Origin of the sequence: Micromonospora sp. WMMD961 (assembly GCF_029626145.1) — a bacterium.
GTDB lineage: Bacteria > Actinomycetota > Actinomycetes > Mycobacteriales > Micromonosporaceae > Micromonospora.
Genome location: NZ_JARUBJ010000002.1, coordinates 5,994,936 through 6,021,609 on the forward strand (window position 1 = coordinate 5,994,936; position 26,674 = coordinate 6,021,609).

At 70.9% G+C, this 26,674-nt stretch carries 25 protein-coding genes; 12 read left to right on the forward strand and 13 right to left on the reverse strand.

Annotated elements, in window-relative coordinates; genetic code table 11:
• Window positions 1-15: 15 nt before the first annotated feature.
• From O7614_RS27285 to O7614_RS27300, 4 genes are read right to left on the reverse strand one after another with little or no spacing between them, the layout of a single operon-like run.
• Entirely contained in the window at window positions 16-1,497 is a 1,482-nt protein-coding gene (locus tag O7614_RS27285) for a 2-hydroxymuconic semialdehyde dehydrogenase (RefSeq protein WP_278142391.1), read from the reverse strand.
• Window positions 1,498-1,520: 23 nt separating this feature from the next.
• Window positions 1,521-2,858, reverse strand: coding sequence for an NAD(P)/FAD-dependent oxidoreductase (locus tag O7614_RS27290; protein WP_278141279.1), 1,338 nt, complete (start codon window positions 2,856-2,858; stop codon window positions 1,521-1,523).
• Window positions 2,855-4,195, reverse strand: a complete 1,341-nt coding sequence (gene kynU, locus O7614_RS27295; protein ID WP_278141280.1) for a kynureninase — start codon at window positions 4,193-4,195, stop codon at window positions 2,855-2,857. Before kynU ends, O7614_RS27290 begins: the two co-directional genes overlap by 4 nt.
• A gap of 14 nt (window positions 4,196-4,209) precedes the next feature.
• The gene (locus O7614_RS27300; protein ID WP_278142392.1) at window positions 4,210-5,112 is read right to left on the reverse strand and encodes a tryptophan 2,3-dioxygenase family protein; all 903 of its coding nucleotides are present in this window, start codon (window positions 5,110-5,112) and stop codon (window positions 4,210-4,212) included.
• A 148-nt stretch (window positions 5,113-5,260) separates the two neighbouring features.
• Between O7614_RS27300 and O7614_RS27305 the strand changes: the two genes are divergently transcribed.
• The 3 genes from O7614_RS27305 (at window position 5,261) to O7614_RS27315 (ending at window position 7,206) form a co-directional block, all read left to right on the forward strand.
• Window positions 5,261-5,725 (forward strand): Lrp/AsnC family transcriptional regulator, encoded by a 465-nt coding sequence (locus tag O7614_RS27305; protein WP_278141281.1) that lies wholly within the window; start codon window positions 5,261-5,263, stop codon window positions 5,723-5,725.
• A 101-nt stretch (window positions 5,726-5,826) separates the two neighbouring features.
• Window positions 5,827-6,351, forward strand: a complete 525-nt coding sequence (locus tag O7614_RS27310) for a hypothetical protein (RefSeq protein WP_278141282.1) — start codon at window positions 5,827-5,829, stop codon at window positions 6,349-6,351.
• Between the two features lie 75 nt (window positions 6,352-6,426).
• Complete coding sequence (locus tag O7614_RS27315) at window positions 6,427-7,206, forward strand: class F sortase (protein WP_278142393.1); 780 nt, start codon at window positions 6,427-6,429, stop codon at window positions 7,204-7,206.
• A 56-nt stretch (window positions 7,207-7,262) separates the two neighbouring features.
• Here O7614_RS27315 and O7614_RS27320 read toward each other — a convergent pair whose 3' ends face one another.
• Entirely contained in the window at window positions 7,263-7,799 is a 537-nt protein-coding gene (locus tag O7614_RS27320; RefSeq protein WP_238685452.1) for an HNH endonuclease, read from the reverse strand.
• A gap of 266 nt (window positions 7,800-8,065) precedes the next feature.
• Here O7614_RS27320 and O7614_RS27325 point away from each other — a divergent pair, with 266 nt between their 5' ends.
• The 3 genes from O7614_RS27325 (at window position 8,066) to O7614_RS27335 (ending at window position 11,295) form a co-directional block, all read left to right on the forward strand.
• Window positions 8,066-9,124, forward strand: coding sequence for a mechanosensitive ion channel family protein (locus O7614_RS27325; RefSeq protein WP_278141283.1), 1,059 nt, complete (start codon window positions 8,066-8,068; stop codon window positions 9,122-9,124).
• Between the two features lie 233 nt (window positions 9,125-9,357).
• On the forward strand, window positions 9,358-10,737 hold the full coding sequence (locus tag O7614_RS27330) for an MFS transporter (protein ID WP_278141284.1): 1,380 nt from the start codon (window positions 9,358-9,360) through the stop codon (window positions 10,735-10,737).
• Between the two features lie 168 nt (window positions 10,738-10,905).
• Window positions 10,906-11,295, forward strand: a complete 390-nt coding sequence (locus tag O7614_RS27335; RefSeq protein WP_278141285.1) for a globin — start codon at window positions 10,906-10,908, stop codon at window positions 11,293-11,295.
• A gap of 22 nt (window positions 11,296-11,317) precedes the next feature.
• Here the strand turns inward: O7614_RS27335 and O7614_RS27340 are convergent, their stop codons facing one another.
• The 4 genes from O7614_RS27340 to ettA form a co-directional block, all read right to left on the reverse strand.
• Window positions 11,318-11,902 (reverse strand): YbjN domain-containing protein, encoded by a 585-nt coding sequence (locus O7614_RS27340; RefSeq protein ID WP_278141286.1) that lies wholly within the window; start codon window positions 11,900-11,902, stop codon window positions 11,318-11,320.
• A gap of 131 nt (window positions 11,903-12,033) precedes the next feature.
• Complete coding sequence (locus tag O7614_RS27345; protein WP_278141287.1) at window positions 12,034-12,765, reverse strand: hypothetical protein; 732 nt, start codon at window positions 12,763-12,765, stop codon at window positions 12,034-12,036.
• On the reverse strand, window positions 12,762-13,211 hold the full coding sequence (locus O7614_RS27350; RefSeq protein ID WP_278141288.1) for a thioesterase family protein: 450 nt from the start codon (window positions 13,209-13,211) through the stop codon (window positions 12,762-12,764). The genes O7614_RS27345 and O7614_RS27350 overlap by 4 nt, the downstream gene beginning before the upstream one ends.
• Before the next feature lie 12 nt (window positions 13,212-13,223).
• On the reverse strand, window positions 13,224-14,900 hold the full coding sequence (gene ettA, locus O7614_RS27355) for an energy-dependent translational throttle protein EttA (protein WP_278141289.1): 1,677 nt from the start codon (window positions 14,898-14,900) through the stop codon (window positions 13,224-13,226).
• Between the two features lie 209 nt (window positions 14,901-15,109).
• Between ettA and O7614_RS27360 the strand changes: the two genes are divergently transcribed.
• The 4 genes from O7614_RS27360 to otsB all read left to right on the forward strand — a co-directional run bounded on the left by O7614_RS27360 (window position 15,110) and on the right by otsB (window position 19,933).
• Window positions 15,110-15,394, forward strand: coding sequence for a hypothetical protein (locus O7614_RS27360; protein ID WP_278141290.1), 285 nt, complete (start codon window positions 15,110-15,112; stop codon window positions 15,392-15,394).
• A complete protein-coding gene (locus tag O7614_RS27365) occupies window positions 15,391-15,783 on the forward strand; it encodes a hypothetical protein (protein ID WP_278141291.1) in 393 nt (130 codons plus the stop codon). The genes O7614_RS27360 and O7614_RS27365 overlap by 4 nt, the downstream gene beginning before the upstream one ends.
• Before the next feature lie 143 nt (window positions 15,784-15,926).
• Window positions 15,927-17,327 (forward strand): trehalose-6-phosphate synthase, encoded by a 1,401-nt coding sequence (locus O7614_RS27370; protein ID WP_278141292.1) that lies wholly within the window; start codon window positions 15,927-15,929, stop codon window positions 17,325-17,327.
• Window positions 17,328-17,368: 41 nt separating this feature from the next.
• Complete coding sequence (otsB, locus tag O7614_RS27375) at window positions 17,369-19,933, forward strand: trehalose-phosphatase (protein WP_278142394.1); 2,565 nt, start codon at window positions 17,369-17,371, stop codon at window positions 19,931-19,933.
• Between the two features lie 304 nt (window positions 19,934-20,237).
• Here otsB and O7614_RS27380 read toward each other — a convergent pair whose 3' ends face one another.
• Complete coding sequence (locus tag O7614_RS27380; RefSeq protein ID WP_278141293.1) at window positions 20,238-20,582, reverse strand: hypothetical protein; 345 nt, start codon at window positions 20,580-20,582, stop codon at window positions 20,238-20,240.
• Window positions 20,583-21,198: 616 nt separating this feature from the next.
• Between O7614_RS27380 and O7614_RS27385 the strand changes: the two genes are divergently transcribed.
• The gene (locus O7614_RS27385; protein WP_278141294.1) at window positions 21,199-22,053 is read left to right on the forward strand and encodes a helix-turn-helix transcriptional regulator; all 855 of its coding nucleotides are present in this window, start codon (window positions 21,199-21,201) and stop codon (window positions 22,051-22,053) included.
• Window positions 22,050-22,238 carry a DUF397 domain-containing protein gene (locus O7614_RS27390; protein ID WP_269682687.1) on the forward strand — a complete coding sequence of 63 codons (189 nt, stop codon included), beginning with the start codon at window positions 22,050-22,052 and terminating at the stop codon, window positions 22,236-22,238. Before O7614_RS27385 ends, O7614_RS27390 begins: the two co-directional genes overlap by 4 nt.
• 806 nt (window positions 22,239-23,044) lie before the next feature.
• On the opposite strand, the gene cobA is transcribed toward O7614_RS27390, so the two are convergent.
• The 3 genes from cobA to cobC are packed head-to-tail and all read right to left on the reverse strand — an operon-like array spanning window position 23,045 to window position 26,581.
• Window positions 23,045-24,310 (reverse strand): uroporphyrinogen-III C-methyltransferase, encoded by a 1,266-nt coding sequence (gene cobA / locus O7614_RS27395; protein ID WP_278141295.1) that lies wholly within the window; start codon window positions 24,308-24,310, stop codon window positions 23,045-23,047.
• Between the two features lie 40 nt (window positions 24,311-24,350).
• Entirely contained in the window at window positions 24,351-25,514 is a 1,164-nt protein-coding gene (locus tag O7614_RS27400; RefSeq protein ID WP_278142395.1) for a nicotinate-nucleotide--dimethylbenzimidazole phosphoribosyltransferase, read from the reverse strand.
• Window positions 25,514-26,581: an Rv2231c family pyridoxal phosphate-dependent protein CobC gene (gene cobC, locus O7614_RS27405; RefSeq protein WP_278141296.1), complete on the reverse strand. Its 1,068-nt coding sequence runs from the start codon at window positions 26,579-26,581 to the stop codon at window positions 25,514-25,516. Before cobC ends, O7614_RS27400 begins: the two co-directional genes overlap by 1 nt.
• Window positions 26,582-26,674 lie beyond the last annotated feature (93 nt).

A 26,674-nucleotide genomic window follows, 5' to 3' on the forward strand; every position in this document is an offset into this window, starting at 1 on the left:
CTCCCTCGCTACGGCTCACGACAGGTCCACGCAGACGTTGGTGAGTTCGGAGTAGAAGTTCAACGAGTGCACGCCACCCTCCCGGCCGATGCCGGACGCCTTCACCCCGCCGAACGGGGTCCGCAGGTCACGCAGGAACCAGGTGTTGACCCAGACGATGCCGGCGTCCAGCCGGACGCCGGCCCGGTGCGCGACACCCACGTCCCGGGTCCACACGGTCGCCGCCAGGCCGTACTCGGTGCCGTTGGCCAGGCTGTACGCCTCGTCCTCGGTGTCGAACGGCGCCACGTGCACCACCGGCCCGAAGATCTCCTCCCGGTTGGTGCGGGCGTCCGGACCGAGCCCGGTGAGCACCGTCGGCTGCACGTACGAACCGCCGTCGCGGGTGTCACCGAAGGTGGGCGTGCCGCCGCCGGTCAGCACCTCGGCGCCCTCGGCCCGGGCCAGGTCGTACGCGCCGAGCACCTTCGCCCGATGCTGGTGGGAGATCAGCGGCATGGTGGCGGTCGCCTCGTCGGTCGGCCAGCCGTACGCCAGCTCGCCGGCCCTCTTCGCCAGCCGGGCGGTGAACTCCTCGAAGACCGGGCGCTGCACGTAGATGCGTTCGGTGCAGAGGCACACCTGACCGCCGTTGGTGAAGCTGGACCGCACCGAGCCGGCCACCGCGGCGTCGAGGTCGGAGTCGGCGAACACCAGGCCGGCGTTCTTGCCGCCCAACTCGAAGCTCACCGCCTTCACGCCGTCGGCGGCGGCCCGCATGATCGCGCCGCCGGTGGCCGACTCGCCGGTGAAGGTGATCGCGTCCACGCCCGGATGGCGGGTGAGGAACTCCCCCGCCGAGTCCGGCCCGAACCCGTGCACCAGGTTGAACACGCCCTCCGGTACACCTGCGGCGGCCATCACCTCGGCGAGCAGCGTCGCCGAGGCGGGCGTCTCCTCGCTGGGCTTGACCACCACGGCGTTGCCGCAGGCCAGCGCCGGGGCCACCTTCCAGGTGAGCAGCAGCAGCGGCAGGTTCCACGGCACGATGACAGCGACCACACCGACCGGCTTGCGCAACGCGTAGTTGAGCGCCCGGCCGCCGGTCGGTGTGACAGTCGTGAACGACTCGGTGGGCGCGGTCGCCACGATCTCCGCGAACGCCCGGAAGTTCGCCGCCCCACGGGGGATGTCCAGCGTGCGGGCCTGCGAGATGGACTTGCCGGTGTCGGCGACCTCGGCGGTGACCAGGTCGTCGAAGCGGCGCTCCAGCTCGTCGGCGACCCGGCGCAGCACCTCGGCCCGTTCCCGCTCGCCCATCCGGCCCCACGGGCCGCGCAGCGCCGCCCGGGCGGCGGCCACCGCGTCGTCCACGGTGGACTTCGACGCCTCGACCACCTCGAAGACCTGTTCGCCGGTCACCGGGCTGGCCTTCGCGAACGTCGGCCCGCCGTCGACGAACTCACCGGCGACGAAGTTGCGCAGCCGCTGCGGGCCCGCCGGCGCGTGGCCGGCCATCAGTCGCGGATCCCACCGGCCGGTCATTCTTGCCTCCCTCGGCTCAGTGCCGCGCCGATCGCGCCGACCAGCAGCAGCGCGGCCCCGCCGACGACCGCCCCCAGCACCCGGTGCTGCCGGCGCACCCGGCGGCGCACCTCGGCGTACGGGGTGGTGGAGAACGACACCAGCTCGTACTGCGACACGTACCGGCCGGGCAGGGCGCGTTCCAGGGCGTGCTCCACCCGCCGCCGGGCCTGGAAGACCGGCGAGGCGACCTTGTCCCGCATCTCCACGAAGTTGGTCAGCGCCATCGTGGCGATGGCCTCGGCGTTCTCCTGCCGGCGTCGCTGGAACAGCGGCAGCGCCGCCGCCCAGTCGTCGGCGCACTCGTCCAGGCAACGGTCCAGCTCGACCACGTCCTCGAACGCGCAGTTGGCGCCCTGACCGTAGAAGGGCACGATCGCGTGCGCCGCGTCCCCGAGCAGGCCGACGTTCCCGTTGACCTGCCAGGGCGTGCAGCGGACCGTGCCGAGCACGCCCACCGGGTTGTGCTGGTAGTCGTCGACCAGGTTCGGGGCCAGCGGGACGACGTCCGGGTAGTGCTCGGCGAAGTGCCGTTCGATCTCCGCCGGGCCGGTCAGCGAGGCGAAGCTGCCGGCGCCGTCGTTGGGCCAGAACAGGGTGCAGGTGAACGAGCGGTCCGGGTTCGGCAGGGCGATCATCATCGAGGTGCCACGCGGCCAGATGTGCAGCGCGTCCGGCTCCAGGGCGAAGTCCCCGCCCAGCGGCGGGATCGTCAACTCCTTGTAGCCGTAGTCGAGGAAGTCCACGCTCTCGTCCAGCAGCCCGTACGCGAGCAACTGCCCACGCACCGCGGAGCCGGCGCCGTCGGCGCCCAGCACGACCGACGCCTTGGCCGCGACCGTGCCCTGCGGGGTGTCGAAGCTCAGCGAACCGTCGGTCGGGTCGAGCCCTACCAGCCGGTGGTCGAAGACGACCCGTACCCCGGGCAGCGCGGCGGCCTCGTCCAACAGGGCGTTGTTCAGCGCGCCCCGGCTGATCGAATTGATCGCCCGGTCGCCGGCCGCGCTGTACGACTGGAACTGCTGCTCCCCCTCGACCGGGTGGATCATCCGACCCCGCATCGGCAGCGCGTCGGTCATGACCTGCTCGGCGAGCCCGATCCGCCGCAGCGCGTCCAGGCCGCGCTCGGAGAGCGCCAGGTTGATCGAGCGGCCCCGCTCGGCCGTGCCGGCGCGCGGGTCGGCGCGGCGCTCGTAGAGAGCCACCGGATAGCCCCGCCGGGCCAGGAAACAGGCGGCCAGACAGCCGGCCAGCCCGGCACCGATGATCGCGATCTCGTCGCGTCGCACGGTCATGATGGCTCCTGCCCGACAGCGGCCGCCAGCGCGGCAGCGGCACGCCAGCAGTCGAGGTACGTGGAGTAGAGCGGCACCGGAGCGAACCGGATGATGTCCGGTTCACGGGCGTCGGCGATGACGCCGTACTCGTACCGCAGGCGTTTGGTCAGCTCGGCGGCGCTGCCGGCCCCGATGCGCACCGAGAGTTGGCAGCCACGCCGTTCTGGGTCGCGCGGCGTGACCACGCGCAGTGGCCGGCCGACGACGACCTCGTCGAGCAGCGACTCCAACCAGCCGGTGAGTCGCCGGCTGCGGGCCCGCAACACTGGCATGCCGACCGTGTCGAACAGCTCCAGCGACGTGCGGACCGGGCCCATCGCGAAGATCGGCGGGTTGGAGATCTGCCATGCCTCCACAGTGGCCGGTGGTCGGGAAACCGGGGTCATCTCGAACCGGGTGGCCGCCGCGGTGCTCCACCATCCCTCGAAGCGGGGCAGGTCCGGATCACCGAGGTGCCGCTCGTGCACGAAGACGCCCGCCAGGGCACCCGGCCCTGCGTTCAGGTACTTGTAGGAGCACCAGGCCGCGAAGTCGACGTCCCAGTCGTGCAGGGCCAGCGGCACGTTGCCGACCGCGTGGGCCAGATCCCAACCGACCACCGCGCCGGCCGCCCGCCCGGCAGCCGTGATCGCCGGGATGTCCAGCAGCTCACCGGTGAGGTAGTTGACCCCGCCGAGCAGCACCAGAGCCACCCGGTCGCCCTCGGCGGCCAGGTAGTCGGTCACGTCCTCGGTGCGCAGCGAGGTCTCGCCGTCGCGCGGGCGCAGCCGGACCACTGTGTCGTCCGGGTCCAGACCGTGGAACCGGGCCTGGCTGCGCACGGCGTAGCTGTCCGAGGGGAACGCGGAGTCCTCGATGACGATGCGGGTGCGGACGCCGGCCGGGCGGTAGAAACTCACCATCAGCAGGTGCAGGTTGACGGTGAGTGAGTTCATCACCACGGTCTCCGCGGGCCGGCCGCCGACAAGTCGCGCGGCCGGCCCGGTCAACAGCTCGTGGTACGGCAGCCAGGCGCGCTCCGCCTCGACGTGCCCCTCGACGCCGAGCCGCGCCCAGGCGTCCAGGTCGGCGAGGAGTTCGTCGCGGGTGGCCCGGGGTTGCAGGCCGAGCGAGTTACCGGCGAGGTACGCCGACTCGGGATGGTCACCGCCGTCGGCCGGCGGCACGTGGAACAGGTGCCGGTGGCCGGGGTCGGCCTCGTCCCGGCGGTGGGCTTCGGCCTCGCCTCCGGCGAGGCGGTGGGCTTCGGCCTCGCCTCCGGCGAGGCGGTGGGCGTCTTGGGCAGGGGTGTGCATCTCTCGCTCTCCGGTCACATCGCGGTGCGGGCCGACCACAGCTCCGGGAAGACCACCCGGGCCATGCTGCGTTGCAGCCACGCCAGGCCGGCGGAGCCTCCGCTGCCGACCTTGGCACCCATCGTCCGCTGCACCGCCTTGACGTGGTTCCAGCGCCAGTCGCCGAACTCCTCGGCCACCGCGCTCAACGCCTCGCCGAGCATTCGCAGGTGGTTGTCCGGGGCGGTGTCGTCGTAGATCCGCACCCAGGCCGCCTCGACCGACGGCTGCGGATCGTGCTCGACGGCCACGTCCCGGCCGAGCAGGTCGGCCGGGAGGTCGAAGCCGCGCCGGGCGAGCAGCCCGACCACGTCGTCCCAGAGGCTCGGGGCGGCCAATGCGGTGGTCAACGCGGCGTACACCTCGGTCTGCCGACGGAACGGTCGGATCAGCGTCGGGTCGCGCAGCCCGAGCAGGAACTCCAACTGCCGGTACATGGCCGACTGGAAGCCGGAGGCCTCGCCGAGCAGGTTGCGGAACCGGTTGAAGTCGGCCGGGCTCATCCAACGTAGGCCCAGCCAGGCGGCGTTGAGCCCCTCCAGGTGCAGCTTGGCCCGGCGCAACGGGGCCAGCGCCTCCCAGACCTCGTCGGCGCGGATCAACCGCTGGGTCTCCCGCAGCTCGTGGCAGGTCAACCCGAAGTACAGCTCCATGATCTGACTGACCATGAGGAAGGACATCTCGCCCGGGTCGCTGCTGAGCGGGTGCTGCATCTTGTGCAGCGCGCTGGCCTGCACGTACGCGTCGTACGGCACCATGTCGGCGAACTCCAGCGTCGGCTCGCCGCCGGTGCGTTCCGCCTGCTGCGCACGCTGCACGGGGGTCACCGGTCGCACCGTGGCGCGGCGGTTCGGCGCCCGCCGCTCCGTCTGATCCACCATCTCGTTTCCCTCCCCCGGACTGGCCGACGTCATGATCCCGCGGCCGGATCGGCCTGTGGAATGCCGAATCAACGGCTCTCGTCGCCATCTTCTGGCGAACCAAAGGCAACTAGGCGAAGTCGGTTCACGAAAGTAAGGTCTGAGCGTGGACGACATGGACTGGGCGCTGCTGCGCGAGTTGCAGGCCGATGCGCGGCTCTCCTTCAGCGAGTTGTCCCGACGGGTGCACCTGTCACCACCGGCGGTCGCCGAGCGGGTTCGCCGGCTGGAGGAGTCCGGCGTCATCACCGGCTACCACGCCCACGTCGACCTGAACCGGGCCGGTCGCACCGTGGTCGCCCTGATCAGGATGTCCTGCTACGGCGCGCGGTGCATCCTGCACGACTCGTCGGTCGCCGGCTGGCCGGAGATCCTGGAGATCCACCGGATCACCGGGGACGCGTGCAGCATGCTGAAGGTGGCCGCCGGGTCGATCGGCGCGTTCGAGGGGGTCATCGACCGGCTCGCCCCGTACGGCCAGCCGTCGAGCACGATGGTCCTCTCCTCCCCGCTGGGCTGGCAGCCGATCACCCCGCTCCCGTCGACCCAGGCCACCCCGCGTCAACGCTGACCCACCCCTGCCCGCCTGCGGGTTTGCCCCCACGCCAGCGGGAAAGCAGCCCGCGTGCCCAGGGGAGGGTTCCGGCGGTCGTCGCCGGTTGGGGGGTAATCATGCAGGGAATCCGCACTGTCAATCGCGCGCTCTCGTCCGTACTGACACTGGTGGGGCTGATCGGGGCGTTCGTGCTGATGTCGGCCGCCCCGGCGCGTGCCGGCGAGAACACCTTCGTCGAGGTGACACCGAACAGCGCCCAAGCCGGTAGTCGGGTCACCATCCGGGCGAACTGCGACAACGACAACAACAGCCGGCAGGCGAGCGTGCACTCCGACGCGTTCGGGTCTGTGACGCTCAGGCCGGACCGGGGGTTCCTGACCGCGCAGGCCTCCATCCCGCGGGACAAGCCGGCCGGCGACTACCAGGTCGACCTGCGCTGTGAGAACGGGCAGGCAGCCTCGACCACGCTGACCGTGCTGAACATGGCCTCACCCAGCAAGGGACCGGCGACCGGGGGCGGCGGTACGGCCGGCGGTCGCGGTACCGGCTCGCTGCTGGTGCTCGGCGGCGTGGCGCTGGTGGGCACCGCCATCGCGCTCGGCATGGCGGGCGGACGGCGCCGGACCGGAGCCGGTTCCTGAGCCGGACGACCCATGACCCGCAGATCCGCGCGTGCGCGGCCGGACCGCCGCGCCCGCCTCCGGGCCGGGCCGGCGCTGCGCGCGTCCGGCCGGCTGGTGGCCCGCGCGTCCCGCCGGCTGCGTCGGGTCGCCGGGCAGGCCGGGTCGGCCAGCGTCGCCACCACCGATCCGGCCGCCCAGCCGCTGCCACCTCGGCGCCCGGCCGGAGCGCCGTCGCCGTTGGCCCGACGCCGTTTCGGTACCGGCCCGGGGTTGCCGGTGCTGGCCGTCGCCGCGCTGATGGTGCTGATCGTGGCGATGCTCGGCGTCGAGCAGGTGACCGGCGTGAGCCTGTTGCCGGACCGGATCAGCGCCGGCCTGCGGCCGCCGCCGAAGAAGTTTCCGGTGCTGTCGTCGAGCCGCCCGACCAGCCTCGCCATCGAGAAGATCGACCTACAGGCCCCGGTGCACGACGTGGGCATCGCCCCGGACGGCACCATCGCCGTGCCGGACGCGGCCCGCGCCCAGGAGGCCGGCTGGTACGACCAGGGGCCGACCCCCGGCCAGTACGGCCCGGCGGTGATCGTCGGGCACGTCGACACCACCAGCGGGCCGGCGGTCTTCCACCAGCTCCGCGAACTGCGCTCCGGCGACCAGATCGAGGTCACCCGCACCGACCAGAGTGTGGCGATCTTCGAGGTGGACTCGGTGGAGCGGTTCGACAAGGGGCGACTGCCGGTTGACGAGGTGTACGGCGACTTCAGCCGCCCGAGCCTGCGGCTGATCACCTGCGGCGGCCGGTGGGTCGGCGGTGAGACCGGCTACTCGGACAACGTGGTGGTCTTCGCGTCGCTGGTCAAGGCGCGTCCAGGGTGAGGGCAGGCGACAGACCAGCACGGGTGAGCCGGGTGGCCGGACCGCGCCGTTCGGGGTCAGGCGGCGGCCTCGGGCTCGCGCAGATCCAACCAGTCGGCCCAACGAGGGTCGGGGGCGCGGTGCCCGAGGACCCGCCAGGCGGTGCCCTTCGGCGCGGTCGGCAGCGCGTGCAACCGCCACCCCATCTCGGCCGGGGTCTTGTCACCCTTGGTGTGGTTGCAGCGGGCGCACGCGGCGACCACGTTCTCCCAGGCGTGCCGACCGCCCCGGCTGCGCGGGAAGACGTGGTCGATGGTCTCGGCCGGGCCCCGGCAGTAGGCGCACCGCCACCCGTCCCGGGCGAAGATCGCCCGCCGGGACAGCCCGACGTGCGTCCTGTACGGCACCCGGACGAAGCGCGTCAACCGGACCACTGACGGCACCGGGAGCGCGTCGCGCGCACTGTGCAGGATGCCGTCGCCGTCGGCGACGCAGACGGCCTTGGCGGAGAGGACGAGGATCGCGGCGCGACGCACCGACACGACACACAGCGGCTCGTAGGTGGCGTTGAGGACCAACGCGCCGGAGCCCACCGTGGGTCGTATGTCAGGCATCGCGCTCACCCTCCCGGTTCAGCGGCTGCTGCGAACCGCCGCCGACCGGGGCAGGGCACGACGGCCCGCCCGGGCGACGCCGGGCCGATCACCGACGTCCGTTGCGCCAATAGTCCCTGATCGGACCCCGGATTGCACGTACTAATCCGGGGTCCCTCATGAAGCTCTTTACCGCACCTGTCACGATGGCCGGTTCGCCCCGTTCCGGCCATCCCCTCGGCGGTAGGTCACCCGGCCGGTGGGTCGGCGACGGACCCTCGGCCCTCTTGCGGTACGAAGACAGGGTGAGTGCCGCCAGCGTGACGCCCCTCGCCCTGTCCGACACCGTCTCGGTGAACTGCCAGGGCAGCACCTCCTGCGAATTCCTGTACGAGCTGACCAGGTCGGCCTGGTTCGCCGAGGGCAGTTACTGGATCCTGCTCAAGCCGCTGCGGGTGCTGCTGATCCTGGCACTGGCGATGGTGGCCCGCTGGGCGGTGCACCGGACGATCAACCGGCTGGTCCGGACGACCACCGACGGTGCGGTGCCGACGATGTTGCGTCCCCTGCGCGAACGGGTGCCGAGCGCTGCGGTCGACCCGGCCGAGTTCGTGCCCGAGCGGCGACGGCAGCGGGCCGAGGCGATCGGTTCCGTGCTGCGCAGCCTGACCACCGCGTTCGTCTTCGGCATCGCGCTGCTGATGATCCTGCGCGAGTTCAGCTTCGACCTGGCTCCCCTGCTGGCCAGCGCGGGGATCGCCGGCGTGGCGCTGGGCTTCGGCGCGCAGAGCCTGGTCAAGGACCTGATCGCCGGCCTCTTCATGCTCATCGAGGACCAGTACGGCGTGGGTGACAACGTCGACCTGGGTGAGGCGATGGGTGTGGTCGAGGCGGTCGGTCTGCGCGTCACCACCGTGCGCGACGGTCGCGGGGTGCTCTGGTACATCCGCAACGGCGAGATCATCCGGGTGGGCAACAAGAGCCAGGGTTGGGCCCTCGTGGTGGTGGACCTGCCGATCGGTTTCAACAGCACCGAGGAGGCCACCGCCGTCCTGCGGACCGCCGCGGCCTCATTGGCGGTGGACCCGGAGCTGTCGCCGGAGATCGTCGAGGCGCCGGAGGTGCTGGGTGTCGAGCAGGTGACTGTGGACGGGGCGGTCATCCGGACGGTGGTGAAGACGACCGCGGACGGGCAGTTCGCGGTGGGCCGGGAGCTGCGTCGGCGGCTCGCGGAGGCGCTGGAGAACTCGGGGATCACCGCGCAGATCGCCGCCGCCCGCATCTTTCCCGGGTTGCCGACCCGGCCGTTGTCGGACAACGAGACTGGTCAGGGCGGCGCCACCTGACCCAGCGACACTGGCCACCGATGCAGGGGTCGCGAGCCAGCCGGCCCCTCAGGTATCGTCCGTTCGTTCAGTCGGGGAAGCGACGATCGATCCGTTCGCCCTAGCTAGTTGTCAGACGATCGGGCAGAATCCGGGGCATGCGTTCCCGCCGGAACGTGATCACATCCTCGCCGATCCGGCAGATCTGACGAGTGCTTCCGGCAGGGCTGCCACGAGCGGCCAATCCGGGGCCGATGGAGGCGACGGTGCCCGACGAGCGACCTTCCGTGGAAGGCCCAGCCACATTCCGCGAGGTGTTCGCCCAGCGCGAGTTTCGGGCCGTCTTCGTTGCTGGCGCTCTCTCCTGGGTCGGCGACTACGTCGCGAAGGCCGCCGTCACCCTGCTGGTCTACCAGCAGACCCGGTCCGTCGCGCTCTCCGCGGCGGCCTTCGCGGTCAGCTTCCTGCCCTGGCTGCTCGGCGGTCCCGTGCTCGCCGCCCTTGCCGAGCGGTACCCGTACCGACGGGTGATGGTGGCGTGTGACCTCATCCGGATGGCGTTGATGCTGCTCATCGCCATCCCGACCCTGCCGTACCAGGCGGTGTTGGTGCTGATCTTCGCCGCCACGCTGGCCAACCCGCCGAGCCAGGCGGCGAAGTCCGCGCTGATGCCGCAGATGCTCGCCGGGGACCGGCTGGTGCTCGGGCTGTCACTGAACAGCAGCGTCGGGCAGGCCGCCCAGATCATCGGGTACGTGTTCGGCGCCGCCGTCGCCTCGATCAACCCAGAGGTCGCGTTGCTGTTCAACGCGGCGACGTTCGGCCTCTCGGCGCTGCTCGTCCGCCTCGGCGTACGGCACCGGCCGGCGTCCATGGCCCCCGCGCACCGCAGCCACCTGCTGCGGGAGACCCGCCAGGGGTTCACCATCGTCTTCGGCACTCCGGTGTTGCGGGCGATCGCCGTGCTGGTGTTCAGCGCCATGCTCTTCTCGATCGTCCCCGAAGGCCTCGCTGCGGCCTGGGCCAACGAAGGCGCCAGGGACGACGTGAACCGGGGTGCGGCCCAAGCGGTGATCATGGTGGCCAACCCGATCGGTTTCATCCTCGGCGGGTTGCTGGTGAGTCGGCTCTTCGCGCCGGCCCGCCGGATGAAGCTGATGCGGCCGCTCGCGGTGCTGGCCCCGCTCGTGCTGGTGCCGTCGCTGCTCGACCCGCCACCGCTGGTGGTGGCACTGCTGGCCGCCCTCTGCGGGTTCGCGGTCGCCGGCATGCTGCCGATGGCCAACGGGCTGTTCGTCCAGGCCCTGCCCAACGGCTTCCGCGCCCGCGCTTTCGGTGTGATGGCCACCGGTGTCCAGGTCATCCAAGGGCTCGCGGTGCTGGTCACCGGGCTACTCGCCGAGCGGATCCCCATCCCGGTGGTGGTCGGGCTCTGGAGCGCGGCCGGCGTGGTGCTCATGGCGGTGGCCGCGCTCAGCTGGCCGGACCGGCAGACGGTGGACGACGCGATCGCCGCAGCCGCGGCGGCCAACGCCGAGACGCCACGCGCCATGGGTCGCCCCGACGACGGGGGCACGGCCAGCGCTCCTGAGCCGCGTTCCGGCGAGGGCCACCGCCGCCACGCGGTCACCTGATCCGTGGCGTCGCGGCCGATCCGGACGGGTCGGGTCAGCGCCCTGCCATTCGGGCCCGTCGACCCGGCGTGATCCGACGCACGCCGAAGGGGTCGAGCCGGCCCGTAGAGCACCTGGCAGGATGGAACGGTGAACCCCGCAGGTGAATCCGACCGTCCTGGTGCGTCGATGACCCTCTTCGAAGCGGTCGGCGGCGAGCCCACCTTCCGCAGGCTGGTCGACGAGTTCTACGCCGGTATCGCCACCGATCCCCTGCTGCGGCCGATGTATCCGGAGGAGGACCTGGGGCCGGCCGCGGATCGGATGACCCTGTTCCTGATGCAGTACTGGGGCGGCCCCAACACGTACTCCGCCCAGCGCGGCCACCCTCGGTTGCGGATGCGGCACGCGCCCTTCCGGATCGGCGCGGCCGAGCGGGACGCCTGGCTGCGGAACATGCGCCGCGCGGTGGATCGGCTCGACCTGGAGCCGGAGATCGCCGCGACGCTCTGGGACTACCTGGAGCGGGCCGCGTACTTCATGGTCAACGTCGAGGACGACCCGGCCACCGGCGTCTGACCCGCCCGAGGCGCGCGCAGCGTCAGAGCAGTGCGCCCTCGTCGTGCAGCCAGTCCACGAAGCTGGTGGCCACCGCCGCGCCGCAGTCGAGCATCTCGACCAACAGCGCGTCGTGGGTGCCGGCGCCGAGTGGCACCTGGAGCTCCGCGTAGATCGGCAACTGCCCACGTTCGGTCGGGTCGCCGATGTACGCCTTGCAGAACCGGCGGGTGTGGTTCCACTCGTTGACCACCCGGTACGCCCGGTCGGCCCAGTCCGGCGGGACCGTGGCGTGTGGGCGTGCCCGCATGACCAGGATCTCGTCCTCCGGCCCTTCGAGGGTGACCAGCACGGCGTGCCGCTCCCACATGGCCAGCAGGTTGCCGTCGCCGTCGGCCAGATAGCGCACGTCGAGCAGGTCGAGTGCGTCGCAGACCCGGCGCAGACTCACCGGCTCGACGGTGGCGGGCATCTCCGCCAGCGCGGGCCGCTCGCTGGCCGGGCAGTCGTCCCCCGGCTGGCGAGGGCTGGGCGGCCCGATTCGGACCGCGCTCTCCATCGTGATCCCGCTTCGGGTTTCCGGATCGCCGCCGTCGGCGGGACCGGGGCGCCATGACCACCACGGCATCGCTCGCGCACCTCACTCCCCAGCGGATCCAGCCGCCTACGGTGCGTTGGATCCGAGGATGGACGGTACCCGGACAGCCGAGTTGAAGCACCCCCCCAACGACCGCCCCAGCCCAGAAGAATGAGCCGGGGTCATCCGTTCGGACGAGTACCCAGGGGTGTCACGGCAAGATCCGTGGCCTTCTGCGACCACGCGGCTCCGTATGGTCCCACCAGGCCGACCCACCGACCCGCCACCCGCACCTGAACAGTGGGCTCGCCGGGGCCTGCAGCCGGGCCGTCAGCAGCGCCGAGGAAGCCCATCCGGACCACCGCCTGCACCAACCGCTGCGGCACCTCGACCGGCGCGGCGGGCGTCGCGTCGGGAGTGACCACCACCGCCACGTGGTCGAGCAACGCGTCGCGCAAGGCACGCTGACCCACCGCGCGGCCGGCCACTCCCTGCTGGCTAGCCGTCCGCAGGGTGCCCGCCGCCGCTTGCGCGATCCGGCGCAGCTCGACGACGGGCAGCGCCTCCACCTGCCTGCTCCGCGCCGGCGGCAGCGGCCACCGCCACTGCGCGTCGCGGCGGGTGGGCAGGGCCACACCACCACGCTCCAGCTCGGCCAGCAGGTCGGCGGCGGCAACGGTGACATCGTCGGCGGGCCCACCGGCCACCGTGCGGACCACCAGGACCTGCCAGGGCAGCCGTGCCCACAGGGCGACCCGGCCGGGGCCGCCGGCCGGCCGCAGCCGGACCGGCGCGAGCGGATCCAGCCGGACCAGCCGGGCCAGGAAGGCACCGGCGTCCGCCACCCCGGCGACCCCGTGTGTCGGGGTCGACGCCGCCGCCCGCCCCGACCCGGCCGCACCCGGCTGGGTCATCGCACACCCCCGCCCTGCGGCGCGTACGTCAGCAGGAACTCCCGCTCCTCCGCGGTGATCCGCCGGGGCACCTGGCGGGTCAGGTCGAACGGCACCAGCACCGAGCGGGCGCGGCTGGCCAGCACCTCACCGTCGTACAGCTCGTAGGCGACGGTGAACCGGGAGGCCCGGATCTCCTCCACCCACAACTCGATCCGGACGGTGGGCGCCGCCTCCGCGGTGGCCCGACCCAACGCGTAGTCGACCGGGCGCAGGTAGTCGACCTCGTGCCGGCGGATCACCACCCCGTCGGCGAACGAGCCGACCCCCCAGGCCCGGCCGCCGGCGAACATCAACGCCACCCGCGCCTCCTCGTACAGCGTGAGGAAGCGCGAGTTGTTGACGTGGCCGTACGCGTCCAGGTCGGACCAGCGCAGCGTGCAGTGGTAGACGAACCGGTCAGACACCGTCTCCGCCGGTCAGTCGCGGGTCAGCTTGCGGTACGTCACCCGGTGCGGTCGGGCGGCCTCCGCGCCGAGGCGGTCGATCTTGTTCTTCTCGTACGCCTCGAAGTTGCCCTCGAACCAGAACCACCTGGACGGGTCCTGGTCGTCGCCCTCCCAGGCCAGGATGTGGGTGGCGACACGGTCCAGGAACATCCGGTCGTGCGAGATGACCACGGCGCAGCCGGGGAACTCCAGCAGGGCGTTCTCCAGGCTGGACAGCGTCTCCACGTCCAGGTCGTTCGTCGGCTCGTCGAGCAGGATCACGTTGCCGCCGATCTTCAGGGTCAGCGCCAGGTTGAGCCGGTTGCGCTCACCACCGGAGAGCACCTTCGTCGGCTTCTGCTGGTCCGGCCCCTTGAAGCCGAACGCGGCGATGTACGCCCGCGACGGCATCTCGACCTTGCCCACCATCAGGTAGTCCAGCCCGTCGGAGACGACCTCCCAGACGGTCTTGTCGCCGTTGAGGCCCTCGCGGTTCTGGTCGACGTACGACAGGGAGACCGTCTCGCCGACGCGCACCGACCCGGCGGTCGGCTCCTCCAGCCCGACGATGGTCTTGAACAGGGTGGTCTTGCCGACGCCGTTGGGGCCGATGATGCCGACGATGCCGTTGCGCGGCAGCGAGAACGACAGGTTGTCGATCAGCAGCCGGTCACCGAAGCCCTTGCTGAGGTTCTTCGCCTCGATCACCGTGTTGCCCAGGCGCGGGCCCGGCGGGATCTGGATCTCCTCGAAATCGAGCTTGCGGGTCTTCTCCGCCTCGGTGGCCATCTCGTCGTACCGGTCGAGGCGGGCCTTCGACTTGGTCTGCCGGGCCTTGGCGTTGGAGCGGACCCACTCCAGCTCCTCGGTGAGGCGCTTCTTCATCTTGGCGTCGCGGCGGCCCTCGACGGCCAGCCGGGCGGCCTTCTTCTCCAGGTAGGTGGAGTAGTTGCCCTCGTACGGGTAGGTGCGGCCACGGTCCAGTTCGAGGATCCAGTTGGCCACGTTGTCGAGGAAGTACCGGTCGTGGGTGATCGCCATGACGGTGCCGGCGTACTTCGCCAGGTGCTGCTCCAGCCAGGAGACGCTCTCCGCGTCCAGGTGGTTGGTGGGCTCGTCGAGCAGCAGCAGGTCGGGCGCCTCCAGCAGCAGCTTGCAGAGCGCGACCCGGCGGCGCTCACCACCGGAGAGCTGGGTCACGTCGGCGTCCGGCGGCGGGCAGCGCAGCGCGTCCATCGCCAGTTCGAGCTTGGAGTCGACGTCCCAGGCGTCGAGGTGGTCCAGCTCCTCCTGGAGCTTGCCCATCTCCTCCATCAGCTCGTCGGAGTAGTCGGTCGCCATCTGCTCGGCGATCTTGTTGAACCGCTCCAGCTTGGCCTTGGTCTCGGCGACCGCCTCCTCGACGTTGCCGAGCACGGTCTTGGCCTCGTTGAGCGGGGGTTCCTGGGCGAGCATGCCGACGGTGTAGCCGGGCATGAGCCGGGCCTCGCCGTTGCTCGGCTTGTCCAGCCCTGCCATGATCTTGAGGAGGCTGGACTTGCCGGCGCCGTTCGGACCGAGCACACCGATCTTGGCTCCCGGCAGGAAGCTCAACGTGACGTTGTCGAGCACGACCTTGTCGCCGTGCGCCTTGCGCGCCTTTTCCAGGACGTAGATGTACTGGGCCACGGTGCGGGCTACCTCCGTCGGTTGCTGTCGCTGATCGGCGGCGCGGCGCGGGCTGTGAGATCCGCCCGCCGCCGCCGGCCGGGAGCCGGCCACGCGCACGCCATCGTCAATCCTGACAGGTACGGCGCGCTTCGCCCACATCACCCCGCCCCAGGAGTACGCGGGTGCGCCTCCTTGCCCGAGCCGGTAAGGCAAATTACGGTTTAGGTATGACCAAGAAGATCACCATCAGCCTGCCCGACGATCTTGCGGAGAGACTCGCACTGGAACCCAACGTGTCCGCCTTTGTGGCCGACTCCCTACGGAGGCGGGTCGCCGGGGAGAAGACCCGGGAGATCCTCCGGAGCGTCGGCTTCAAGCTGACCGATGAAGGCCTGGCGCGGGCGCATGCCGAGATGGAGCAGGCCAAGGCGAGCATCACCCCCGAACTGCGCGCCCAGGCCGCCCAGTTGCAGGCAGAGGTCGAAGCGGCCCGTGCACGGGTCCGCCGGTGACCACCTTCGGCCTTGCGCTCGACACAACCGCACTACTCGCCTATTCAGCGACGACTCAGGAGGTGGGGCACCGGATCGCCGAAGTCGCCGACCACGCTCTTGATGTACTCGTGCCGGCACTCTGCCTAGCGCGGGCACACCAACAGGCGACTCCCGAGCAGTGGGAACTGTTGGAACTGCTCTCGGCACTGCCGAACATCCGGGTCACACCAGTCGAAGCCGACATGTGCGCCATTCTCGGTGGCTGGTCTCGCCGAATGGACGGTCGCATGGATCTCGCTCAGCTCGCCATGGAGGCCGCGTCGCGTCCGCTCGTGCCGATCCTGACGGATCGGCGGGAACTGCTGGGCGAGGTGCTGCCCAAGGAGTGGCCGATCATCGACCTCTGACCCGCCGGCTGTCGACAAGATCACCCTCAGGATTTCGGCAGGTGCGAGGCGGGTAGGAGACTCCGGCACGGGGCACCAGACGCCGCAGCTACGCTCAGTACGCTCATCGCGGTGGACCCGTCAGTACCTGGAGGTGGCCGATCGTGACCGTCCGTAGCTCCTTTGTCGTAGTGGCGAACCGTTTGCCGGTCGACGAGGTGAGCACACCCGAGGGACGGCAGTGGCGGCGTAGCCCTGGTGGGCTGGTCACCGCCCTGCATCCCGTACTCGCCGAGCACCAGGGCACTTGGGTCGGCTGGGCCGGCGGCACCGGCCCCGCTCCCGAGCCGTTCGACCTAGAGGGGATCCGGCTGCACCCGGTCCCGCTCAGCGCGGAGGAGTTGGAGCGCTACTACGAGGGCCAGTCCAATGCGACGATCTGGCCGCTCTACCACGACGCGGTGGAGACGCCGGCCTACAAGCGCCGGTGGCGGGAGGCGTACCGCCTGGTCAACGCCCGGTTCGCGGAGGCCGCGGCGGACGTCGCGGCCGAGGGCGCCACGGTCTGGGTGCAGGACTACCAGCTGCAACTGGTCCCGGCGATGCTCCGTGAGCTGCGTCCGGACCTGCGGATCGGGTTCTTCCTGCACATCCCGTTCCCGCCGATCGAACTGTTCATGCAGATGCCGTTCCGCACCGAGATCCTGCGCGGCCTGCTCGGTGCCGACCTGGTCGGTTTCCAGCAGCGGCTGGCCGCGCAGAACTTCGTCCGCCTGGCCCGCCACCTGCTCGGGCTGCGCTACGAGGGCCAGATGATCCAGGTCGACGGTCGGCAGGTGAAGGCGGGCGCCTTCCCCATCTCGATCGACACCCAGGAGATGGAGCGGATGGCCGCCGACCCGGCCATCCAGGCCCGGGCCAAGCAGATCCGTGCCGAGCTCGGTGACCCGAAGACGATCATCCTGGGCGTGGATCGCCTGGATTACACCAAGGGCATCGAGTTGCGACTCAAGGCCTTCCGCGAGCTGCTGGCTGACGGAAAGTTGACAGTTCCCGACGCGGTCATGGTGCAGGTGGCCACACCAAGCCGCGAACGCGTCGAGCACTACCAGGCACTTCGCGTCAAGGTGGAGCGCGAGGTGGGTCGGATTAATGGCGAATTCGGCAGGGTCGGCGTGCCGGCAGTGCATTACCTGCATCAGTCGTACAGTCGCAGTGAACTGGCCGCGATGTACGTTGCCGCCGACGTCATGATGGTGACCCCGCTGCGAGACGGAATGAACCTGGTGGCGAAGGAATACGTAGCATCACGTGCCGACCAGGGTGGCGCGCTCGTGCTCAGTGAGTTCGCCGGTGCCGCCACCGAGCTTCGCCAGGCATTTTTGTGCAACCCGCACGACCCGGACGCGGTCAAAGACGCCCTGCTCCGGGCAGTGCACGTGGAGAAAACCGAGGCGCGCCGCCGGATGCGGACAATGCAACGTCACCTGCGTACCCATGACGTGGGCCACTGGGCCAAGTCCTTCCTCTCCGAGCTTGGGGTTCCGGAGGCGGAGGCCGAGTGAACACGTCCGTCAACGATGGGGCGGCGATCGCCACCGGGGTGATGGACCCCGAGCTGCGCGCCGCCATCGGCCGGATCGCCCGGGTCCCCCAACTCCTGGTCGCCTGCGACTACGACGGCACACTCGCGCCGATCGTGGAGGACCCGAGCACGGCCGTCCCGCTGCCCGAGGCGGTCGCCGCCGTCCGCGCGCTCGCCGCGCTGCCGCAGACCACCGTGGCCGTGGTCTCCGGCCGGGCACTGCGCGACCTTGCCGCGCTCTCCCGGCTGCCCAGCGAGGTGCACCTCGTCGGCAGCCACGGCTCCGAGTTCGACATCGGCTTCGTCGAGCGGCTCTCCCCCGAGCTGGTCGCGGTGCGCACGCAGGTCCGCAACGCGCTACGCGACATCGCCGCCGAGCATCCGGGCGTCCGGCTGGAACGCAAACCGGCGAGCGTCGCGATGCACACCCGGGGAATCGACCCGGAGGTGGCCGCCGCCGCCATCGAGGCGGTCCGCAACGGCCCGGCCACCTTCGACGGTGTCACGGTGACCCAGGGCAAGGAGGTCATCGAACTCTCCGTCGTGGCCACCCACAAGGGCACCGCCGTCGACCAGCTACGGACCCAGCTCGCCGCCAGCGCGGTGCTCTTCATCGGTGACGACATCACCGACGAGAACGCGTTCGGCCACCTGCACGGCCCCGACCTCGGCATCAAGATCGGCCCGGGGGACACCCAGGCCGGCTACCGGGTCGCCGACCCGCTGGAGGCCGCGCGCGCGTTGGCGCTGCTGCTGGAGACCCGACGGCACTGGCTGTTCGGCGAGCGGGCGGTGCCGATCGAACGGCACTCCATGCTGTCCAACGGTCGTACCGTCGCCCTGCTCACCCCCGAAGCCAAGGTGAGCTGGCTCTGCCACCCCAAGCCGGACTCGGCGGCGATCTTCGCCGACCTGGTCGGCGGCAGCCCGGCCGGTCACTTCAGCGTCGCCCCGGAGCGCGGCGGTATCCCGCTGGGCCAGCGCTACCGCTCCGGCACGATGACGGTGGAGACCCGGTGGTCCGGGCTCACCGTCACCGACTGGCTGGACAAGCCGGCCCGGGAGACCACCCCGGACGACAGCCCGGCGGTCATCACCGGCGACTCCACCCTGGTCCGGGTGCTCACCGGCAGCGGCAAGGCGCGTGTCGAGTTCGCGCCCCGGCCCGAGTTCGGTCAGGTCGCCGTGCAGTTGCAGCCGATCGGCGACGGTCTGCTGGTGCTCGGCTCCAACGAGCCGGTCGCGCTCTACGCGCCCGGCCTGGAGTGGGAGGTCCGCAACGACGGTGGGTACGAGACCGCCAAGGCGGTCGTCGACCTCTCCGCCGCCGGTGGGCAGGTCGTGCTGGAGCTGCGCTTCGGCACGCACAGCCTGGAGCACCACCGGGTGCCGATCCACGAGCGGCAGGCCGCCGCCGAACAGCCGTGGAAGGACTGGGTGGCCTCGCTCCGGCTGCCGTCCACCTCCCGCGACCTGGTCGCGCGCAGCGCCCTCACCCTGCGCGGGCTCTGCCACGAAGCCACCGGTTCGATCCTGGCCGCGGCGACCACCTCGCTCCCCGAGGAGCTCGGTGGCGTCCGCAACTGGGACTACCGCTACTGCTGGCTACGCGACGCCGCACTGACCGCCCGCTCGCTCGTCGACCTGGGCTCCATCGAGGAGGCCGAGGCGTTCCTGCGCTGGGTGGACGGCTGCATCGAGCGCACCGGTGGCCACCCCGAGCGGCTGCACCCGCTCTACACCATCGACGGGTACGAGCTGGGTGCCGAGGCGGTCATCGACACGCTGCCCGGGTACGCCGGCTCCCGGCCGGTCCGGGTCGGCAACCTCGCCAACCACCAGCTCCAACTGGACGTCTTCGGCCCGATCGCCGACCTGATCGCGGCCGTCGCCGACGCTCGCGGCTCGGTGCGCGACGACGAGTGGCGGGTCCTGGAGAACATGGTCGAGGCGGTCCGCCGGCGCTGGCACGAGCCCGACCACGGCATCTGGGAGGCCCGGCTGCCACCACGGCACCACGTCTTCTCCAAGGTGATGTGCTGGATGACCGTCGACCGCGCGCTGCACGTGATGCGCGAGCACGGCGGTGAGGACCGGCCCGAGTGGAAGGACCTGCGCGACCGGATCGGCGCCAACGTGCTGGAGCACGGTTGGCACTCCGACGTCGAGGCGTACAGCGTCGCGTACGGGGACGAGGACATGGACGCCTCGTCGCTCTGGATCGGCCTCTCCGGCCTGCTCCCGGGTGACGACCCGCGCTTCCTGTCCACAGTCCTGCGGATCGAGGCGGACCTGCGCAGCGGCCCGGTCGTCTACCGCTACCACTGGGACGACGGCCTGCCCGGCCGCGAGGGCGGCTTCCACATCTGCACGGCGTGGCTGATCGAGGCGTACCTGCGCACCGGCCGCCGCACCGACGCCGAGGAACTGTTCGCGCAGATGGTGCTCACCGCCGGCCCGACCGGGCTGCTCCCCGAGCAGTACGACCCGCTCGCCGAGCGCGGCCTGGGCAACCACCCGCAGGCGTACAGCCACCTCGGTCTGATCCGCTGCGCCCTGCTGCTGGACAACATGGTCAAGCAGTAGTTCGCCGTACGTGTGACGGAAGGGGCCGGAGCGCAAGCGCTCCGGCCCCTTGTCGCTTCGGCTCCGCCAGTCCGTGGCTTCACCGGCTGGAACCTGCGACCCGAGCGGGCTGCCGCTACGTCGCAAGCCTCCAGACAAGCCAGCGTTTGGCGTCAAGCTGGGTCGGCCGATCCTCGTCCCCGAGCCCGTCATCCAAGACGCATCGGCCGGCTGAGGTCCAACGGGCACACCCTGCGCGCCATCGGTGACCAGTTCAACGTCGATTGGGTGCCGACCGTCCACAGGTTGCGACCGCTGGCACAGCTCAACGGTCCGAGGCGTTCTCAGCCGGCTCGGAGGCGACCCACACGCCCAGGGACAACATGCGGGGCGGCCCGTCTATACGGCTTAGGCTGGGAACCCTCGTCCGCCCCGATTGCCCGCCCGTCACGGGTGCCGGGGCCGACCGCAGTCCGGCCTTCATGACGAAGATTGATCGGCGGGCCACCGCGTCGCCCTTCTTATTGATCTCGTATCCGTCGAGCCAGACCCACCCGTCGTAGGTAATCCAGTCGAGCACGCGGATCACGCGGAATCTGATCGGGTGGATGAACTGCACGCTGGCCTCTCGGGTGACGTAGAGCAAGTCACCCGCTTTCACGGCAGCCACCCCACGAACCTCCGATGCAGCAGCCCTGCGGGGGCCCAGCCCATGTCCTGCGAAGCAGAGACCAGACACGAACTCATGTAGAGAACCAAGGACACGGGGGCTCGGTCGTACTCGGCTTGCAGCTCAGCGCGACGGGTACGACATGGCCAAGGCGCACCACGCCCGCCACAGGTCCAGATCGGCAGAATCGGCCCATGGGTGGTCACGAATTCTCTCCCGGCCAATGGCCCCGGTTGATCGGGATCTTGTGTCTCGCCCGGCACGGCAGTTCGTTCCCGCATCGGCAGACGTTCCGCCATCTCTGCCACGACCACACCCGGCGATGTCGTCTTGCCAGGGTCAGAGCTGGTGCCATGACGTACTCGTCGTAGGTAACGCGCCTGCGCATCCGCCCCTCCTCGCGTGAGGAGCATGGCAGCCGGCCCACGCACGGTCATCCGGCCACCACACCCAACGTCATCGTTTACTCACAGCGAGAGAGATGCAATATTACATTCTGGATGAAACGCAAGAGCAGGTTTCATCTTGATAGATTCCGTTGCTAAGCGTGGCCGACAGGTGTTACATATCGAGCGCAGGTTCCGCCCGGTATGTAGTCACGGAGAGGAAGTAGTCAGTGACGACTGACACCGGCTCGACAGTTCCGAGGCGGCAACTCGGGCGGTATCTGCGGCAGCTCCGCGAGGAAGCGCGCATGACCGTCAAGGCAGCAGCCGACTCGCTGGAGTGGTCGACCCCGAAGATTTGGCGCATCGAGACCGGCGCTACTTCGATGCGGTCGCTCGACGTGGAGGCGATGTGCAAGGTCTACAGAGCGTCACCAGAACTGACCGAGGCTCTGATGGGTCTTGCCAAGGAGACCAAGGGGCGGGGCTGGTGGCACTCCTACGGCGACGCCATCCCCGAGTGGTTCGAGCTGTACGTCGGACTCGAAGCCGCCGCGACTCGTCTGCGGAAGTACGAAGCGCAGTTGATTCCGGGCTTGCTTCAGACGAAGGCTTACGCCACCCGCGTCTACCAGGTCGCACGGCCCGACATGACCGCCGAAAGGGTTGACCGAGGCGTCGCGGTGCGACTTGGCCGGCAAGCGCTGTTGACCCGCACCACACCCCGCGCGCCCCAAGTCGACATCATGCTTGACGAGGCTGTCCTACGCCGAGGAGTGGACGCTGAACAGTTCGGCCACCTGGTGACGGTCAGCCGTCAGCCCAACGTGTCGCTGCGGGTGGTGCCGTTCAGCGTCGACCTGCACCGTGCCAGCATGACCAACGGGGCGTTCACGATCCTCGACTTCGACGGGGGCAGTGAGCCATCGATCATCTACTCCGACGGACTGACCGGTGCCCTCTACCTCGACAAGCCTGCGGAGGTCGAGGCGTACGGAGACGTATGGTCCGCCACCGAAGAGAAAGCCCTCAGCGAGGCGCAGTCTCGCAAGCTCATCGCATCAATCGCAGAGGAACAGACATGACCACGCTCGACTGGAAGAAGAGCACGCGGAGCAACGGGGGCGGAGATTGCGTCGAGGTCGCCGCCCCGCCCCAGGTCGTCATGGTCCGCGACAGCAAAGACCGGCAGGGACCGGTGCTGTCCTTCAACGCCGACCAGTGGGCCGGCTTCGTTCGCGGCGTCAAGGCCGGCAAGTTCGACGCCTGAACATCGGTGCCGGGTGTGGTGACCGTCAGTGACCACACCCGGCTCTCGTGGACGTCCGTTGGCTGTCAGGGCGCACGGCGGAACCATGACCCGACGCGGAACAGTTCCCCGAGCGCCTTCAGTACCGCCGGAAGTCGCTCCGGCGGGATCTTGAACAGTGCAACCACGGCCACGATTAGCCTCGGCACGGCGTACACCAAGGCAAGGATTACCAGCGCCCAAGGCCCCGCGGCTAGAACAGGCTCAAGGATTGAGAGCCCCACGATTCTCTGCCCCTCACTCCGGTCGAGTGAGGCACGCAGGGCTCAGCTCGACCAGTACGCAATGACTGGTGAAGCTGAGTTCCTGCACCGACTGCACAAGATCTCAGGTGTTACTGAGTGCCTTCAGGGCACCCGATGTATCGCTTTGACCACCTTGAGAACGGCGAACAGGCTTAGTTAGGTGAGCGTCCGTCGGCGACTCCCACCCCAGGGCTTCCAGCTTCCAAAATTGCATTTACACATTTAGGGAAGGCCCTGTGCCCTACTGCCGGTTGCAACCGGCGGCAAGACCTGCACAGAGTAACCGATCCACGCAGCGTGAGGCCAACGCGAACACGTCTCAGATCGCTCGCTCCACAGGCGCGGACGCGGCCCGGCGGTAGTGGGGTACCAATCGAACCCCATCACATCTGCCTTGGAAGATGTGGTCGTCTTCCTGGCGTCGTGCAGGGGTTAGAGCAACATCCCTTCCGAACCTGAGAATGGCTGCGCCAGAGGCGCGACCTCATCCTCGCTGGAGTAGCGCCGAAGCCCGCCCGCCCCTCAGCCGTCGAGCGTGTTCACCACATTGCCAAGCACGACTACGGCGGGTGGGCGTAGGTCGGCCGTGAGCGCGTCGGCGGCCACCTCGCCCAAAGTGGACCGGAGGACCCGCTGCGCGCCGGTGGTGGCTTCCTGGACGACTGCGGCCGGCGTCTCCAGTGGGCGGCCGTGGGCGATCAGGGTGGCCGTGATCGCGGCGAGGTTCTTCAGCCCCATCAGGATCACCAAGGTGCCGCGCAGGCCCGCGAGGGCGTCCCAGCGCACCAGCGAGGCCGGCGCGTCGGGTGCCAGGTGCCCGGAGACCACTGTGAACTCGTGCGCCACCCCCCGGTGGGTGACCGGGATCCCGGCCGCGGCCGGGGCGGCGATCGAGCTGGTCACACCGGGGACCACGGTCACCGGCACACCGGCTTCCGCGCAGGCCAGTAGCTCCTCACCGCCGCGACCGAAGACGTACGGGTCGCCACCCTTGAGCCGCACCACGAAGGCACCCGCCAGGGCCCGGTCGACCAGGATCTGGTTGATCTCCTCCTGGGCCCGGGACGGTCCATAAGGGATCTTCGAGGCGTCCACCAGCTCGACGTCGGGGCGCAACTCGTCCAGCAGCAGGCCGGGCACCAGCCGATCGGCGACCACCACGTCGGCCTCGGTGAGCAGCCGCCAGCCGCGCACGGTGATCAGCTCCGGGTCCCCCGGCCCCGACCCGACCAGCGCCACCCGCCCGACCCGCCGCCCTCCGGTCCCAGCGGCATCGGTCGCAGCCTTCGCAGCGTCGGGCCGGCTCTGCGTCGGAGCGCCCTCCAGGGGTGCCAGACGTACCGCCAGCAGGTCGCGGATCGCGTCGCGGACGGTCATCGCCCGACGGGGGTCACCGCCGCCGAGCACCGCCACGGTGACCGGGCCGTGCCGGGTCACCGCCGGAGTCCAGGCGGTGGCGGCCGACCGGTCGTCGGCCCGGACACAGAAGATCCGCCGCTCGGCGGCGAGGGCGCTCACCGATGCCGCCGCGATCGGGTCGTCGATCGCGACCTGGACCAGCCAGGCGCCGTCCAGGTCCTCGGGCGCGAACCGGCGCGGCACCCAGTGCAGCCGACCCGCGTCGGCCCGGGCGCGCAGCGCCGGGGTCAGCTCCGGCGCCACCAGCAGGACGTCCGCGCCGGCGTCCAGCAGCGCGGGCACGCGCCGGGTGGCGACCGCGCCACCGCCCACCACGACCACCCGCCGCCCGTCGAGCCGCAGACCGAGGGGGTACGGACTGGCGGTCACGCCGCAGCCCCGAGGCGCACGGCTCGCTCGCTGCGCGTGCTCACTTCTCGGCCACCCCGGCGGAGTCGAACGTGGCGACCTCGTGCAGCACCCGGACAGCGCCGGTGACCACGGGCAACGCCAACAGCGCGCCGGTGCCCTCGCCGAGGCGCAGCCCCAGATCGACCAGCGGGTCGAGGCCCAGGTGCCGCAGCGCCACCGTCGCGCCCGGTTCGGCCGAGCGGTGACCGGCGACCATGGCACCGACGGCGTCCGGGGCGAACGCGGCGGCGGCCAGCGCGGCGGACACCGCGATCACGCCGTCCAGCAGCACCGGCGTACGGCGCGCCGCCGCGCCCAGGATCAGCCCGGCCAGGGCGGCGTGCTCCAGGCCACCGACGGCAGCCAGCACACCGAGCGGGTCGGTCGGGTCGGGTGCGTGTCGAGCCAGCGCCGCGCGCACCACCGCCACCTTGTGCGCGTACGTCGGGTCGTCGACCCCGGTGCCCCGACCGGTGGCGTCGAGTGCGTCGACACCGGTGAACGCGGCGATGAGGGCGGCGGCCGGGGTGGTGTTGCCGATGCCCATGTCGCCGGTGAGCAGGATGCGAGCACCGGCGTCGATCAGCTCGTCGGCGATCCGGATGCCGGTCTGCACCGCCGCCAGCGCCTCGTCCCGGGTCAGCGCGGCGGTCACCGCGAGATCCCGGGTGCCCCGGCGGACGGACGCGACGACGAGCCGGGGCACGGCCGGGTTCAGCCCAGCCGGGTCCAGCACGGCCGGGTCAAGTGCCGCCGGGTCAAGTGCCGCCGGGTCAAGTGCGGCCGAGTCGAGAGCAGCCGGGTCGAGAGCGGCCGCCTCGGCGGCCAGCGGGGTGGCCACCCCGACGTCGACCACGGTGACCGACGCGCCGGCCTGCCGGGCGAACGCGTTGACCACCGCTCCGCCGGCCAGGAAGTTGCCGATCATCTGCGCGGTGACCTCCTGCGGCCACGGGCTGACCCCCTGGGCGTGCACCCCGTGGTCGCCCGCGAAGATCGCCACCGCGGCCGGCTCGGGCAGCGGCGGTGGGCAGGCTCCGGCCAGACCGGCGAGGCGTACCGAAAGGTCCTCCAGCGCGCCCAGCGAGCCCGCCGGCTTGGTCAGCCGGCTGTGCAGCTCACGGGCTGCGGCCATGGCCGTCTCGTCAGCCGGGCGGATCGCCGCGATCGTGGTCTCCAGCATCATGCCTCCATGGTCTCGTGCAGCACCTCGATGAAAGCGTCTGTGGTGTTTCGGTCGCGCACCGCCACCCGCAGCCAGTCCGGCCCGAGGCCGGGGAACGTGTCGCCTCGGCGCACCGCCCAGCCGCGCTCACGCAGGGCGGCTCGGATCGCGCTCGCGCCCGGCAGGTGCAGCAGCACGAACGCGCTGGCGGGACGGCCGACGACACGTACACCGGGCAGGTCTTCCAGGCGGGCGACCAGGTGGTCGCGGTCGGCGGCGAGCTCGGCGGCGATCGCGCGTTCGGCCTGGACCGCGGCGGTGGTGGCGCAGGCCGCCGCGGCGGCCAACGCCGGCGTGGAGACGGCCCAGAGCGGCTGGACGGCGGCCAGCCGGGACAGCAACTCCGGGGCACCGAGCAGGTAGCCGATCCGGAGGCCGGCCAGGCCCCACGTCTTGGTGAGGCTGCGCAGGACGAGCAGCCCGGGCAGGTCGCGGCGTTGGGCCAGGGACTCCGGTTCGCCGGAGCGCCCGGGGGCGATGGTGGTGTCCGCGAACGCCTCGTCGACCACCAGCACCCGGCCGGGGCGGGCCAGCGCGGCGAGCGTCGGTGCCGGGTGCAGCACCGATGTGGGGTTCGTCGGGTTGCCGATCATCACCAGATCGGCGTCGGCGGGCACCCGCGACGGGTCGAGCCGGAAGTCGTCGGCGGGGTCCAGCAGCACCCGCTCGACCGGGTGTCCGGCGGCCCGCAGCGCCGCCTCCGGCTCGGTGAACTGGGGGTGCACCACCACCGGCCGGCGCACGCCACGAAGGGCCTGCGCGATCAGCACGAAGCCCTCGGCGGCACCGGCGGTGAGCAGCACCTCGTTCGGGTGACGGCCGTGTCGGGCGGCGACCGCCGCCCGGGCCGGCGCCGGGTCCGGGTAGTGGGCCAGGTCGGACAGGGTGGCGGCGATCGGGTCGGCCAGCCACGCGGGAGGCCGCGCCTGGCGGACGTTGACGGCGAGGTCGATCAGGCCGTCGCCGACCTCGACGTCACCGTGGTGCGCCAGGTCGGGCTCGGGAGCGTCGATCGACTCGGGCATGTCCGCGATCCTGCCGGGAAGGCGGCCGGTGGGACAGACGATCTCGGCGTAAGCCACGTCACCACTAGCCGGTTTATGAGTTCTTCTCAGGTA